Below are 13539 nucleotides of genomic sequence, written 5' to 3'. Positions count from 1 at the left end.
ATACATAAAATACAACATAATATGAAAAAAGATTTATTTCAGTCGTTTATATCAGTCAACAAAAAATCCTCTCCGGCTGGAAAAATAAATAACTCCGCCTACACTTTAAATTGTCACAACGCAGAATATGCATTACCCAGGTAATAAACATATTCTTAGATGCTCACCAAAACTGGAAAAGTAATCAGGAGACGATTATGGCAGAACATCGTGGTGGTTCAGGTAATTTTGCAGAAGACCGTGAAAAAGCCTCTGAAGCCGGTAAAAAAGGCGGCCAGCAGAGCGGCGGCAACTTCAAAAATGACCGTGAAAAAGCATCCGAAGCGGGTAAAAAAGGCGGACAAAACAGCCACGGCGGCCGTAAGTCCTGACCCGTATTCGTCGCCGCCGTCGAAACTGTGGTGACGTAGCAACACGCTATCAGGCCCTGGGATATCACTGATATTCCGGGGTTCTTTTTTATCCGCCAGCCCGCCCGGCTCACCGCCACAGGCGATGGCGCGTAAAGCCGAACAGGATGCGTATCGCAGGCACCGTCGAAAAAGCGCATCAGCCTGAGTTCAGGCAATAAAAAACCCGCCATCAGGCGGGTTTTTTGAATTCTGGTTGCTTAACGTACGGTTACGTTAGCAGCAGCCGGGCCTTTCGGACCGTTTTCAATGGTGAACTCAACGTTCTGCCCTTCTTCCAGAGTTTTGAAGCCCTGGTTCTGGATTGCAGAGAAGTGTACGAACACGTCTTTGCTGCCGTCAGCCGGAGAAATGAAGCCGAAACCTTTCTCAGCGTTGAACCATTTTACTAAACCAGTCAGTTTTGCAGACATTTGTCTTTCCTTCAGTGAATATTAACGCCTCTTGGGCAACAGGTTTGTATACAGATGTTATGAGGCACTCAGGAAGGCGATACTGAAGAAGGGATATCAGAGATAGCTCTTACACTGCAGACTGCTTTACTAAAACTGCTCGCATACCCGGTTCTGTTTAACAAACCGACGATGCATTTACTCATAATCGCCAACGCAATGCAAGCGGGATTTTAGCGCGAGCCATGAAAAAAAGCGAACAGGCAGGCGCCAGGCCCCGGCACGCGGACAGATTGAGAAAAAACTTATTTTGTGGCACAACTGCCGCAGGCGCTTATTTGCCTTAATGGAAACAGATAAAGGAACAGGCTATGTCAGAGTTGCTTCGCGCCGTGGGGTTGGGCCTGGTTGTGCTGCTGCCGTTGGCGAATCCGTTAACCACCGTCGCCCTGTTTTTAGGTCTGGCTGGCGATATGAGCGCCAGCGAACGCAGGAAGCAATCTTTCCAGGCCGCCTGCTACGTTTTCCTGATTATGACCGTCGCCTGGTACGCAGGCCAGGCGGTAATGGATACCTTTGGCATCTCCATTCCTGGGCTGCGCATCGCCGGCGGCCTGATTGTCGCCTTTATCGGCTTTCGCATGCTGTTTCCACAGCAGCCCGCCGGGCAGTCGGTCGAGGCGGAGCATAAGCAGGATGAGCTTAACGCGCACAAAGCGGTGAATATCGCCTTCGTGCCGCTGGCGATGCCGAGTACCGCCGGGCCGGGCACCATTGCGATGATTATCAGCTCCGCGTCTACCGTGCGCGGCGGCGTTGATTTTCCCACCTGGGTCATCGCCGTCGCGCCGGTCGCCACCTTTTTCTGCGTCAGCCTGATTTTGTGGCTCTGCCTGCGCAGCTCTGGCGCCATTATGCGCTGGACCGGCAAAAGCGGCATTGAAGCCATCTCGCGTCTGATGGGCTTTTTACTGGTCTGCATGGGCGTGCAGTTTGTGATTAACGGCGTATTGGAGGTCGCTCACGCCTTCACGTCAGCCGGAGGTTAATTACGCCGCAAAAATATTTCATTTTGTTACTGACATTTCTCATTCACACTTCTATGTTTAAAAAATCGCCACTTGTCCTTAAGGTGGCGTCAAGTCATGTTGATGTGCCTTTCTGGCCCCTTGTTGCTCTGACACTGATCCGTCGGCGCTCCGCGTCGATGCTGCGTTTTTGGAGGTTGAGAATGAGAACACAATCCACCAGCGCTGGCCGGGAAATTACCGACTACTTCAACAGCCCGGCGTGGAACGCGCCGAAAGAAGCAGAGCTGTTGGCGGTAGTGATGATGGAGCTGATGCAGGCAGGCAAACCCACCACGGATAAGGCGCTGATCGCCAGCGTGATCAAAAAACTCGATCTGGAAAAGGATGAGGGCGTGCTGCAAAGCTATCGCAACGTGCTGGCGCAGCTGATGCAGGGCACTTCCGAAGATTAGCGTTATCTGAACCAGAGATACCAGAACAGGGCCACCTCCGCCGGCCGGGCATGCAACGCGCGATAAAGATGCCTGTCAATGCCGCCCAGCTCAAACCCCATTTTTTCATAGAGCAGGCAGGCGGCGACGTTGGTGTTCTGCGTCTCCAGCGTGACGCCGGCCAGCTGCTGTTCATGCGCCCAGCCGATCGCGTGCGTCAGCAAGGCGCTGCCGCAGCCGCAGCGTCTGAACCCGCTGTCGATGGCAATATCCTCCACCAGCGCCAGACCGTTCCAGTTGCGGCTGACCGCCAGATAGCCGACCGGCCGTTCGTCAACCAGCGTGACGAAAAACGCCCCGTCGCGGCTATCCAGATAAGCGGCGAACTGCTGCGGATCGTTAAAATAGTTTTTTTCGCGCGGCGTCACGTCACGTAAGCCATCACGCACCGGCCTGTCAAAAGCGGCGTCCAGTTCCTGCGTGACGGTAAAACGATAATCAAGCGCCTGTAGCGCGCGCAGCAGCGTCGGCGTTGCGGTCGTCACCCGTAGCGCTCTTTTTTCCTGCATTCCCTCGTCCCCAGCATCGGTTTGTCGTTTAGCGCAATGTGTTAGCGAGCTAATTTTCAAGCGTAGCCGAATGTAACGGCGCTGCATCCGTCCATAAAAAAATCCCGCACGAGGCGGGAGGAATGAAGACGAGCAGTACACTGTTATGTGACGGGGAAATCACGTTATTTCCCCGCTATCCTGCCCGGCGCAGATGACAGCAGCGTGACAGCCGCAAGACAATTGCGCGCAACGGATAAATCAGACGTTAGCCGCAGTAAACGCGGGTAATCACATCGTTCTTATCGCCGAGGAAATTCAGGCGATTCAGATTGAAATCCATCGTCACCGCTGAGTTATAAGGAATCGCGCGCACCGGATGATCGAAACGCAGGCTGTTTACGGCGGAAAGCGGTTTGCCGACATAGCTCTGATAACCAGATGCGCCGCAGCGGTCGGCGTCAGGATCGACCGCCGTCGCGTCAGCGCCTTTCTGTCCGTGCTGACAGGCTGCCAGAGTAAACAGCGCCATCACCAGCGCCGCTTTTCCATACTGTTTCATCGTGACTCTCCTCTTTGGCTTCTCGTTCAGTGACTGGCGGTAAAGCGTAACAGATCGTCCAGCGAATGCGGACCGCTTTATCCGGGTCGGGACTGTGACGCAAAGCGTGAAACAGGCACAAACAGTCTAAATTTCACCCACTCCTTGGCTATAATTTTTAAGATTAATCTCAGGAGGTGCATTATGGAACTGGCTATCTTTATCGGCTTTGCGGTGCTGATGACCTGTGTGGCCGTCCGCGTTCGCTAAGCACCTGACGGGTCAGACTGGCTGGCCCGTTTCTTTATCGGTTTCATCCGCCGTCTCAAGCAGACGCACAAAATCGCCTGCCGGCATCGGCCTGCCCAGGAAATAGCCCTGTCCTTCGTCGCAGGCAATCGCCTGCAGTTCGGCAAACTGCTCCGCGCTCTCAATTCCCTCTGCGGTAATCACCAGCGAAAACGCCTTGCCCAGGCCGATAATGCCGTTAACGATGGAATGCGCCTGCTGCGAATGCGGGAAATCCTTCATGTAGGAGCGATCCATCTTCAGGCCGTCGAACGGAAAGGTTTTCAGGTAGCCGAGCGAGGCGTAGCCGGAGCCGAAATCGTCCACTGTCAGCCGCACGCCCAGCGCTTTCAGGCGCTGCATGACTTTCAGCGTGTTGTCCGGGTTTTCCAGCGTCACATTTTCGGTGATCTCCAGCTCCAGCCGCTCGGCTGGCAGTCCGGTTATGCGCAGCACGCTCGCCACGCGTCCGACCAGGTCGCCGCGGCAAAACTCCACTGGCGAGATGTTGACCGAGACGTAGAACGGGCGCGGCCAGCTCAGGGCGTCGCGACAGGCGCGCTGCAATACCCAGTCGCTGATTGGCAGGATCAGCCCGGTTTCTTCCGCCAGCGGAATAAAGCTGTCGGGCATTACCAGCGCCGGCGGCGACGGCTGCCAGCGCAGCAGCGCTTCCGCGCCATCCATGCGGCCGCTGTGCAGCGAGTAACGCGGCTGATAGAACAGGCGCAGTTCGTCCCGCGCCACCGCCTGGCTGAGCGCGCGCTCCATTTCACGTCGGCGCACCAGCTGCTCGGACATTTCCGGCGAATAGAATACCCAGCGGTCGCGGCCCAGGTTTTTCGACTGATAGAGCGCGATATCAGCCATGCGCAGCAGCTCCTCTGGCTGTAGCGCGTCCTGCGGCGCGCGCGCGATGCCGATCGACGCGCCGATATGCACCACCTGCCCCGCCACGTGGAACGGCTTATGGATTTCACTCATCAGGCAGCGACAGCGCGCCTCGATCGCCTCGACGCTGGTCAGGCCGCTCAGCAGCAAAATAAACTCATCGCCGCCCTGCCGCGACAGTAAATCGTCCCGCTCAAGGCAGACGCGCAGACGCTGCGAGACCTCATTCAGCACGCTGTCGCCCGCCGCGTGGCCGTAAAGGTCGTTAATCGGCTTAAAGTGGTCAAGATCGAGGCTGAACATCACCAGCGGCTGCGCTTCCGTCGGCTGCGCCTGCAGCTTGCCGCTCAGAAACTCATTCATGCGGTGGCGGTTAGGCAGACCGGTCAGCGTGTCATGCTGCGACAGATACTGAATGCGCGCCTGCGCCTCCACCTCATGGGTGATATCGGACACGGTGCCACGGAATCCCTGTAGCTTGCCGTGCAGCTCGATCGGCTTCGCCACCAGGCTGCAGATGCGATCTTCGCCCTGCGCCGAACGGTAGTGACAGCGCAGCGTGCGTCGCTCGCCGCCCGCGCTCTGGCGCAGCATCCACTCCGACACCGACTGGCCGTTGCCAATCAGCAGGCAGTCGATCGGTTTGCCGCTCTGTACCGCGACGTCATAACCGGTCACCGCCGTGAAGCGCGACGAGAGATAGGTCAGCATGCCCTGCGCATCGGTCTCCCAGATCCAGTCGGAAGCCGCTTCCGCCACATCGCGGAAGCGCGCCTCGCTGTGGCTCAGCTCGCTCTTGCTCTGGCGCAGCTGTTCGAAGCGCCAATCAGAAAGACGGGCATTATCCATCGCGTGACGCACCACGCGCCGCGAAATAACGCCCAGCATCAAAATGGTCAATGCCAGCAGCGGCAACGTTACCAACAGCAGATTGTGCCCCGGCCTGCTGCTTTCCCAGCGGACCAGCAGCGGCGCGCCCTGCTCTACCGACAGCATGATGCTCGCCCGCGAAGGCGATCCGCTCTCCGGCGCCGTGTGGAGCTGGCTGACGCCGACGCTGTTGCCCAGCGCCAGCAGTTTGCGCGGCGTATAGCGGTCGACGAATATCATGACCGACGGCGGACCGGGAAGGGTTCCCAGCCCCGGTACTTTGCCGGTGGTGATCGGCGCGGCGGCGACAATGGCGGGCGCGCCTTCAACGCGCGCATTTTTTACCAGCGCGGTCTCATTTTCGAGCATCGCGCGCGCCTCATCCACCACGCTGCGGCTCAGCTTGCCCAGCCACTGTTCGACCGGCATGGTGCTGACTTTGCCGTTGATCACCGCGTAGCGCGTGCGTCCCGCGCCGTCGACGACGAAGACGCCTTCATAGTGGTATTCACTGTAGAGACCCGGCCCGAAGTTCTGCTGATCGAACGCCCACTCCTTATCCACCCGCAGGTGCAGATGGTTCCAGGCTTCCCCCCAGAAGGCGTAATCGCGGATATCGGTCAGAACAGACTGCTGTCGATCCTGCCAGGCGTTGCGCAGCAAGAACTTCTCCTGCGCCAGCGCGGCGCTGTTTTGCCGCAGGGCGATAAAAACTATCATCGTCACCATAGTGATAAGGACGACGCCCATTATACAGCCCAGCACCACCAGCGTACGGCGCGTAAATAAGGTGGTGGGCTTTTCAGCCGGGCGAAGGTTAAACGGTAATAAAGGCGATAAATTCATCTACGAAACCCTGGTAAAATGCGTTGTACAACCTCCGCTGTATAAGACGCAGCGACTGGCGAGGCGCGGCGTAGATTCCTGCTTATTTCACGCTTAGAGTCGTTATCGGCCCGATGCCTCAACTGTTTAGAGAAAAAGCGCGCTTCTGTGGGCGTCTCGACAGCGATCGTGGCGGTTGTTACACTCCTCTTCCCTTCCGCTTCCGACACCGCCTATGAAAACCCAACACGACAGAGCTGCGCTGACGCTGTTCTACCTTGGCAGTTTTGTTCTCTACTATCTGATCACGCTGGCGATCACCTGGTTTCCCAACTACGGCGATTTACAGCAGAAGGGATTGCTGGTGCCGGTGCTCTGCCTGTTTGAGTTCGCGGTGCTGTGGCCGCTCTACCGTTTTTATCAGGCGCGCCGCAGCGATATCCCGCTGGGACGGCTGCGGGCCAGGCCGACGCTGTTGTTTCTGGCATTGCTGCTGGCGCTGATGGCGGCGCAGACGCAGTTTTTGCAGCCGGAGCGCTGGCTGGAAGATCAGGCGAACCAGAGCGTTGTTTCGCTCTGGATTCTGCTGTTTTCCGCCGTGCTGCTGGCGCCGGTGTTTGAAGAGATTCTGTTTCGCGGCTTTTTGCTACAGGGGTTTCTGCTGTGGGCGCCGCGCAGCCGCTTCGCCTGCATCGTGCTGACCTCGCTGTTGTTCGCCGTGATGCATACGCAATATGTCCACTGGCAAACCCTTGCGGTGCTGACGCTGTTCTCCCTTCTGCTTTGCTATGCGCGGCTGCGCGCCAACAGTTTGCTGCTGCCGATATTCCTGCATATGCTTAATAATCTGATCGCGCTGCTGCCCTCTCTCTGGTACGTGCTGCAGTCCTGACGGAAAAGGTTTATAACCATTTCGGCTGACTTATAACTTTTACTCATAAGCATAGCGATTATTCTACTATCAGCCCTTCCGGTTGTTCCCTTACACTCGCGAAAAAACGGTAAGGAAACGTCATGAAAAGTTTTGTTCCTGCAGTTCTGACGCTGGCGATGAGCGCCAGCTTCGCCGCCAGCGCGGCCACGCCGCCTGACACCCTGGTTATCGCACAGTCTATCGATGACGCCAGCAGCTTCGATCCGGCCGAAGGCTTTGAGCTGACCTCCGTTCAGGCGTTCACCAACCTCTACCAGCGTCTGCTGCAATCCGATCCGCAAAACCCGAACGAGCTGAAGCCGACGCTGGCAAGCAGCTGGGAAGCGGGCAAAGATAACCGCAGCCTGATCGTCACGCTACGCGACGGCGCGACTTTCGCCTCCGGTAACCCGGTGCGCCCGGAAGATGTGATCTTTTCCCTGTCGCGCGTGGTGAAGCTGAATCTCGACCCTTCTTTCATTCTTACCCAGCTCGGCTGGACCAAAGAGAATGTTGATGGCCAGCTGAAGAAAATCGACGACAAGCATGTGCAGATCAGCTGGCAGGCCAACGTCAGCCCGGCCTACGTGCTGAGCCTGCTGGCGGCGCCGGTGGCCTCGATCATCGATGCCAAAACCGTGCTGGCGAACCAGCAGAATAATGACCTCGGCAACAAATGGCTGGCGACCCACTCCGCCGGCAGCGGCCCGTTTCAGATCCGCCGCTACGTGCCGCATGAGGTGGTGCTGATGACCGCCAACCCCAGCTCGCCGGGCGACAAGCCGAAGCTGAAAAACATTCTGATCAAAAACGTGCCGGAACCGGCGGCGCGCCGCCTGCTGCTTGAGCAGGGCGACGCCGATATCGCCCGCAATCTGGGCGCCGATCAGATGGCGGCGCTGAAAGGCAAGCCAGGCGTGAAGCCGCTGGCGATCCCGATGGCGTCGCTCTACTACATACAGTTCAATATTGACGCGCAGCCCGCGCTGAAAAATCCGGCACTGTGGGAAGCGGCGCGCTACCTGTTTGACTATCACGGCATCGCCGACGATCTGCTGAAAGGCCAGTTCCAGGTGCATCAGTCCTTCCTGCCGGAGGGCTTCCCCGGCGCGCTCAACGAGACGCCGTATCAGTACGACCCGGAAAAAGCGAAGGCGATCCTGGCGAAAGCGGGCCTGAAGAATGTCAGCTTCAAGCTGGCGGTCAGCAACCAGCCGCCTTATCTGGATATCGCGCAGGCGTTGCAGGCCAGCTTCGCCAAAGGCGGCATTCGCGTGGAGCTGATCCCCGGCCTGAGCACCGAAGTCTCAACCAACGTTAAGGCGCATAAGTATGAAGCGACGCTGAACGCCTGGGGAGCGGACTATTTCGATCCGAACACCAACGCCTCCGCCTTCGCCTACAACCCGGAAGACGGCAGTAAAACGCTCGCCTGGCGCTCCAACTGGCACATTCCTGAACTGAGCAAGCAGACGCTGGCCGCCACGGCGGAAAGCGATCCGGCGAAGCGCATCGCACTCTATCAGGCGATGCAGCGCGAAGTGATGAAAAACTCGCCGTACGTGGTCGGCCTGCAGGCGCGCAACCTCATTGCCGTCCGCGATAACCTGAAAGGCTACGTGCAGGGCATCAACCCCGATATGGTTTACTACAGCCAGGTCAGTAAGTAATGACGTTATCCGCAACGGATGCCGGGCGCGCCCGGCAGTTCTGGCGTCGCGGCGGCCGCGTCGTCACCAGCCTGCTTTCGCTGCTGGTGACGCTGCTTGGCCTGCTGGCGTTCACCTTTATGCTCTCGCACCTCTCGCCGGTCGATCCGGTGTTGCAGATCGCCGGCGACCACGCCAGCGAATCGACTTATCAACAGGTGCGTCACGATTTAGGACTCGACCAGCCGCTGCCGGTGCAGTTCTGGCGCTATCTGGAACACCTGGCGCGCGGCGATCTGGGTATCTCCCATATCACCAGCCAGCCGGTGGCCAGCGATCTGGCGCGCACGTTCCCGGCGACCATCGAACTGGCGAGCTGCGCGATGATTTTCGGCGCGCTGTTCGGCATCGCGCTCGCGCTACTGGCGGCGTGGAAACCGGGCAGCGTGCTGGATAATCTGGCGCGGCTGATCTCGCTGCTGGGCTATTCGGTGCCGGTGTTCTGGCTCGGTCTGCTGGGGCTGCTGCTGTTCTACGCGGTGCTGCACTGGTCCGCCGGACCCGGCCGTCTCGATGATATCTGGGTCTACACGCTGGAGCCGAAAACCGGCTTCGTGCTGATCGACAGCTGGCTTTCCGGCGACCGCGAGATGTTCCGCAACGCCATCGCCCACCTCTGGCTGCCGGTGGTGGTGCTGGGCATGCTGTCGATGGCGGGCATCACGCGCCTGCTGCGCGCCGCCCTGCTCGAAGAGAGCGGTAAAGAGTATGTTGCGCTGGCGCGCGCCAAAGGCGCCAGCCGCGGACGCATCCTGCTCTGTCATATCTTCCCGAATGTGCGCGGCACGCTGATCACCGTGCTGGCGCTCTCCTACGCCACGCTGCTGGAAGGCTCGGTGCTGACGGAGACGGTATTCGCCTGGCCCGGCGTTGGCCGTTATCTCACCACCGCGCTTTTCGCCTCCGATGTGCCCGCAATCCTTGGCTCAACGCTGCTGATTGGCGGCTGTTTCGTGCTGCTTAACGCGCTGGCGGACGCCCTGACCTGGTTAACCGATCCGAGAACCCGATGACCCAACATTTATCCGATGCTGAAACCGTGGCGCCCGTGGGACGCCGCCGCCGTCGGCTGACGACGCTATTCGTCGGCGGCGCGCTGGTGGCGATCCTGGTGCTGATGGCGCTGTTCGCGCCGCTGCTGGCGCCTTTCGATCCCAACGCGCAGACCATTTCGGCCCGTCTGCTGCCGCCTTCCGCCCTGCACTGGTTCGGCACCGACGGCTTTGGCCGCGATCTGCTGTCGCGGGTGATCTACGGCGCGCGTCCGACGCTGCTGCTGGTGTCGCTGATCCTGCTGCTGACCATTCCCGTCGGCCTGCTGGTCGGCATTATGGCTGGCTACCTCGGCGGCTGGACCGAGCGCGTATTAATGCGCATAACCGATATTTTCCTTTCATTGCCTAACCTGGTGATCGCGTTGGCGCTGGTTTCGATCCTCGGCCCCGGCCTGCTGAACGGCGCGCTGGCGCTGGCACTGACCAGCTGGCCGCCCTTTGCGCGTCAGGCACGCGCCGAGACGCTGGCGCTGCGCCGCAGCGACTACCTCGCCGCCGCGCGCATGCAGGGCATCACCGGCCTGCGCCTGATGTTCGGTCATATTCTGCCGCTCTGCCTGCCCAGCGCGGTGGTGCGCGCCGCGCTCAGCCTCGGCGGCATCATCCTCTCCGCCGCCGGGCTCGGCTTCCTGGGCATGGGCGTTCAGCCGCCGACCGCGGAATGGGGCTCAATGGTGGCGGAAGGCAGCAAGGTGATTTTCGATCAGTGGTGGGTGGCGGCCGCGCCGGGCGGCGCCATTCTGTTCGCCAGCCTGGCGTTTAACCTGACAGGCGACGGCCTGCGCGACCGACTGGATACTCGTCATGGCAACTGATAATACGCCGCTGGTTATCGCGGATAACCTGAGCATCCACAGCGCGCAATCGGCGCTGGTGCGCCAGGTCAGCTTTACTCTGGGACGCGAGCGCGTGGCGCTGGTAGGCGAATCGGGCTCCGGCAAATCCCTTACCGCCCGTTCGCTGATGGGCCTGCTGGCGCCGGGGCTGCATTTGCAGGCGCGCCAGTTGCAGATCGCAGGCCGCGACGCCCTGACGCTCAGTGAAAAACGCTGGAGCCAGCTGCGCGGCAGCGAGGTAGGCATGGTGATGCAGGACCCGAAATATGCGCTCAACCCGACGCGCACCGTCGGTTGGCAGGTCGAGGAGCCGCTGAAGCTGCACCATCGCCTGAGCCGCGCCGAGCGGCGGGAAAAGGTGGCGGAGATGCTGGCGGCGGTAGGCCTGCCGCAGCCGACCCAGCTGATGACGCGCTATCCGCACCAGCTTTCCGGCGGCATGGGCCAGCGCGTGATGCTGGCGATCGCGCTGATCGCCGATCCGCAATTTTTGATCGCCGACGAGCCGACCTCTGCGCTGGATCACGCGATGCGCGATCAGGTACTGGCGCTGATCCGCCGCCTGGTGGAGGAGCGCAACATGGGACTGCTGTTGATCAGTCACGATCTGCAACAGGTAGCGGAACATTGCGAACGGGTGATGGTGATGTACAAAGGCCAGCTGCTCGACAGCCTGCCCGCCGCCGACCTGCCGCGCGCCACTCACCCTTACACCCGCACGCTGTGGGCCTGCCGTCCCAGCAAGGCGACGCACGGCCAGTCGCTGCCGGTGCTGGATCGCGCCGCACTGGAGGTGCAGCTTGAGCATGATTGATTTACAGAACCTCAGCGTGGCGCATCGTCACGGCTACGACCTGCGCACCGTGGTGCATGATGTATCGCTGTCGGTCGCGCCGGGAGAATGCTTTGGGCTGGTAGGGCCGTCCGGCTGCGGCAAATCTTCCCTGCTGTGGGTCATGGCGGGACTGAATCCGCACTGGCAGGGCAAAATGCGGCTGGCGGGCCACCAGGCGCCGCCGGGAAAAGCCTTTACCGGCGACCTGCGCCGCGAAGTGCAGATGGTGTTTCAGGATCCGTACGCCTCGCTGCATCCGCGTCATCGCCTGCGCCGCACGCTGGCGGAGCCATTGAAGCTGCTGAAGCGCGACAATATCGACGATCGCATTCATGCAGGCTTCCGTCATGTCGGCCTCGATCCGGCGCTGGCGGAACGCTACCCGCATCAGCTTTCCGGCGGCCAGCGTCAGCGCGTGGCGATTGTGCGCGCCCTGCTGCTGGAGCCGAAAGTGCTGTTGCTGGATGAGCCGACCTCGGCGCTGGATATGTCGGTGCAGGCGGAAATTCTCAATCTGCTGAATCAGCTGAAACAGCAGGATGGGCTGACAATGGTGCTGGTGAGCCACGACCCGGATGTGATCGATCATATGTGCGATCGCGCCGTGCAGATGGAGGCAGGCCGCATCGTCGGCAACCGCAGCGCCTGACGCCGCGCCAAAACGGACAAAGGCGGCCTTACGACGGCCGCCTTTTTATCATGCGCTCAGGAGCGGTTTAACGGTCAGGAAATCGCTGAATCTGACGCTTCTTTTTTCTTTTCAGATTCAAAATGCGTTCTGAACTGCTCGTAGATAGAGATCATGTTGCTGGCGTCGCCCTGCAGCGGGCTGAGCTTGCCGGCACGCACCAGTTCAATCACCAGCTGCAGCGCAGCCTGCTTCGGGCTGCTGGAAGGATGCGCAATTTCATTCGACATACAAACGTTCCTGTCATTAAGGGGGAAATGGCAGAGTTTAGCCTAAACGCCGAAAAAAAACCGCGTCGCGCTGCTGTCCCGATGCGCCGCGCTTACTTCTGATGCGTTTTCAGCCATTCCTGCATTCTGTCGATTTCCGGCTGCTGCGCAGCGATAATTTCTCTGGCCAGCTTCTGCATCTCAGGATCTTTGCCATATTGCAGTTCGGTTTTCGCCATCTCAATCGCCCCCTGATGATGGGCGATCATGCCCTGAGCGAAAGCGACGTCGGCATCCTGCGCCTTAAGGCCGTCCATCATCTTTTCATGCATGGCGGTCATGCCCTGCTGATAGCTCTGCTGGGCGGGCGTCATGGCCTCATGCTGATGCATGTCGTCGGCAGCCCAGGCGCCGGACGCGGTCAGTACGGAAAGCAGAAGTGTTACAGACAACGTTTTCATCATTTATCCTCGTCAGTGGAAATTCGTCCTGAAAGGCTCAAAATAAACCTTTCCCTTAGGGGAAGGTCAATAAGCGCGAGGCATCCTCCGTTAATAAACTCCGCTGGCACGTTTTAGCGGCGCCGGGACGATAAAAGCAAATGATTTATTGGCCAGCTTCACATTTTTAACCGGCGGCGCATGATAAATGTCGCTCCTGACAGACGCGTCTCGTTAATAAAAGCAACTCAGAAAAAAACCTGTTTCCTTTATTTCACCAGAACCAATAATAGGATGACCCGCCATGGCCGCTCGCTGTAAAACGCACTAAAGAAGTAAGGATGCTGTATGACCTTTTCTCTGGTAAACAGGGCATTTCTCCGTCCGTTTTTTTTCGCAACGACATGGCTTGTCGTCGTCGGCGCGCAGGCGTCGCCGTCTCGCTGTCGCAGGAGCAGGACGGCGGCTCGCAGGGCCGCGCCTGTATTTATGTGCATCAGGGGCAGGCGCTGTTTCGCGTCGTAAAAGCGGACGAAGCTTGCCAGCCAGAAATTATTATTGAGAATCAAAGCTAAGCCGTGTGTTTATCGCCCTGTTCGCTTAATCAAACACGTTATTAATCACGCT

The 13539-nt window shown here is 59.1% G+C and carries 16 protein-coding genes; 10 read left to right on the top strand and 6 right to left on the bottom strand.

The features are described 5' to 3' along the window. Window positions 1–197 precede the first annotated feature (197 nt). Window positions 198–371, top strand: coding sequence for a con-10 family general stress protein (locus MYY08_RS07010; protein WP_071883701.1), 174 nt, complete (start codon window positions 198–200; stop codon window positions 369–371). A gap of 239 nt (window positions 372–610) precedes the next feature. On the opposite strand, the gene cspE is transcribed toward MYY08_RS07010, so the two are convergent. Beyond that, window positions 611–823: a transcription antiterminator/RNA stability regulator CspE gene (gene cspE / locus MYY08_RS07005; protein WP_038627682.1), complete on the bottom strand. Its 213-nt coding sequence runs from the start codon at window positions 821–823 to the stop codon at window positions 611–613. 350 nt (window positions 824–1173) lie between these two features. Between cspE and MYY08_RS07000 the strand changes: the two genes are divergently transcribed. Further along, window positions 1174–1851 (top strand): MarC family NAAT transporter, encoded by a 678-nt coding sequence (locus tag MYY08_RS07000; protein ID WP_038627683.1) that lies wholly within the window; start codon window positions 1174–1176, stop codon window positions 1849–1851. Window positions 1852–2033: 182 nt separating this feature from the next. Beyond that, a complete protein-coding gene (locus tag MYY08_RS06995; RefSeq protein WP_038627685.1) occupies window positions 2034–2285 on the top strand; it encodes a biofilm development regulator YmgB/AriR family protein in 252 nt (83 codons plus the stop codon). A gap of 2 nt (window positions 2286–2287) precedes the next feature. On the opposite strand, the gene MYY08_RS06990 is transcribed toward MYY08_RS06995, so the two are convergent. From MYY08_RS06990 to MYY08_RS06980, 3 genes are all read right to left on the bottom strand, one after another. Next, window positions 2288–2833, bottom strand: a complete 546-nt coding sequence (locus MYY08_RS06990) for a GNAT family N-acetyltransferase (protein WP_052133933.1) — start codon at window positions 2831–2833, stop codon at window positions 2288–2290. Window positions 2834–3080: 247 nt separating this feature from the next. Beyond that, window positions 3081–3374 (bottom strand): I78 family peptidase inhibitor, encoded by a 294-nt coding sequence (locus MYY08_RS06985; protein WP_038627687.1) that lies wholly within the window; start codon window positions 3372–3374, stop codon window positions 3081–3083. 261 nt (window positions 3375–3635) lie between these two features. Next, window positions 3636–6248 carry a bifunctional diguanylate cyclase/phosphodiesterase gene (locus tag MYY08_RS06980; protein WP_052133934.1) on the bottom strand — a complete coding sequence of 871 codons (2613 nt, stop codon included), beginning with the start codon at window positions 6246–6248 and terminating at the stop codon, window positions 3636–3638. A 214-nt stretch (window positions 6249–6462) separates the two neighbouring features. On the opposite strand from MYY08_RS06980, the gene MYY08_RS06975 reads away from it, so the two are divergent. From MYY08_RS06975 to MYY08_RS06950, 6 genes are all read left to right on the top strand, one after another. Then, window positions 6463–7119 carry a CPBP family intramembrane glutamic endopeptidase gene (locus MYY08_RS06975; RefSeq protein WP_038627690.1) on the top strand — a complete coding sequence of 219 codons (657 nt, stop codon included), beginning with the start codon at window positions 6463–6465 and terminating at the stop codon, window positions 7117–7119. Between the two features lie 122 nt (window positions 7120–7241). Then, window positions 7242–8810, top strand: a complete 1569-nt coding sequence (locus MYY08_RS06970; RefSeq protein ID WP_288013856.1) for an ABC transporter substrate-binding protein — start codon at window positions 7242–7244, stop codon at window positions 8808–8810. After that, complete coding sequence (locus MYY08_RS06965; protein ID WP_084970409.1) at window positions 8810–9862, top strand: ABC transporter permease; 1053 nt, start codon at window positions 8810–8812, stop codon at window positions 9860–9862. Before MYY08_RS06970 ends, MYY08_RS06965 begins: the two co-directional genes overlap by 1 nt. Next, window positions 9859–10719, top strand: a complete 861-nt coding sequence (locus tag MYY08_RS06960) for an ABC transporter permease (protein WP_038627696.1) — start codon at window positions 9859–9861, stop codon at window positions 10717–10719. The genes MYY08_RS06965 and MYY08_RS06960 overlap by 4 nt, the downstream gene beginning before the upstream one ends. Further along, window positions 10709–11554, top strand: coding sequence for an ABC transporter ATP-binding protein (locus tag MYY08_RS06955; protein ID WP_038627698.1), 846 nt, complete (start codon window positions 10709–10711; stop codon window positions 11552–11554). The genes MYY08_RS06960 and MYY08_RS06955 overlap by 11 nt, the downstream gene beginning before the upstream one ends. Further along, entirely contained in the window at window positions 11547–12224 is a 678-nt protein-coding gene (locus tag MYY08_RS06950) for an ABC transporter ATP-binding protein (RefSeq protein ID WP_084971558.1), read from the top strand. Before MYY08_RS06955 ends, MYY08_RS06950 begins: the two co-directional genes overlap by 8 nt. 74 nt (window positions 12225–12298) lie before the next feature. Here the strand turns inward: MYY08_RS06950 and MYY08_RS06945 are convergent, their stop codons facing one another. Beyond that, on the bottom strand, window positions 12299–12493 hold the full coding sequence (locus MYY08_RS06945) for a hypothetical protein (RefSeq protein ID WP_038627702.1): 195 nt from the start codon (window positions 12491–12493) through the stop codon (window positions 12299–12301). A gap of 92 nt (window positions 12494–12585) precedes the next feature. Next, window positions 12586–12933 carry a CopM family metallochaperone gene (copM, locus tag MYY08_RS06940; RefSeq protein ID WP_081981827.1) on the bottom strand — a complete coding sequence of 116 codons (348 nt, stop codon included), beginning with the start codon at window positions 12931–12933 and terminating at the stop codon, window positions 12586–12588. Window positions 12934–13253: 320 nt separating this feature from the next. On the opposite strand from copM, the gene MYY08_RS06935 reads away from it, so the two are divergent. Then, complete coding sequence (locus MYY08_RS06935; RefSeq protein ID WP_084971560.1) at window positions 13254–13487, top strand: hypothetical protein; 234 nt, start codon at window positions 13254–13256, stop codon at window positions 13485–13487. The last annotated feature ends 52 nt before the right edge of the window (window positions 13488–13539 follow it).

The sequence above is a fragment of the Mixta sp. genome (genome assembly GCF_024610815.1).
Taxonomy (GTDB): Bacteria; Pseudomonadota; Gammaproteobacteria; order Enterobacterales; family Enterobacteriaceae; genus Mixta; species Mixta calida.
The sequence above is the reverse complement of the archived record's forward strand: the minus strand, read 5'-3'. Positions and strand labels throughout refer to the sequence as shown.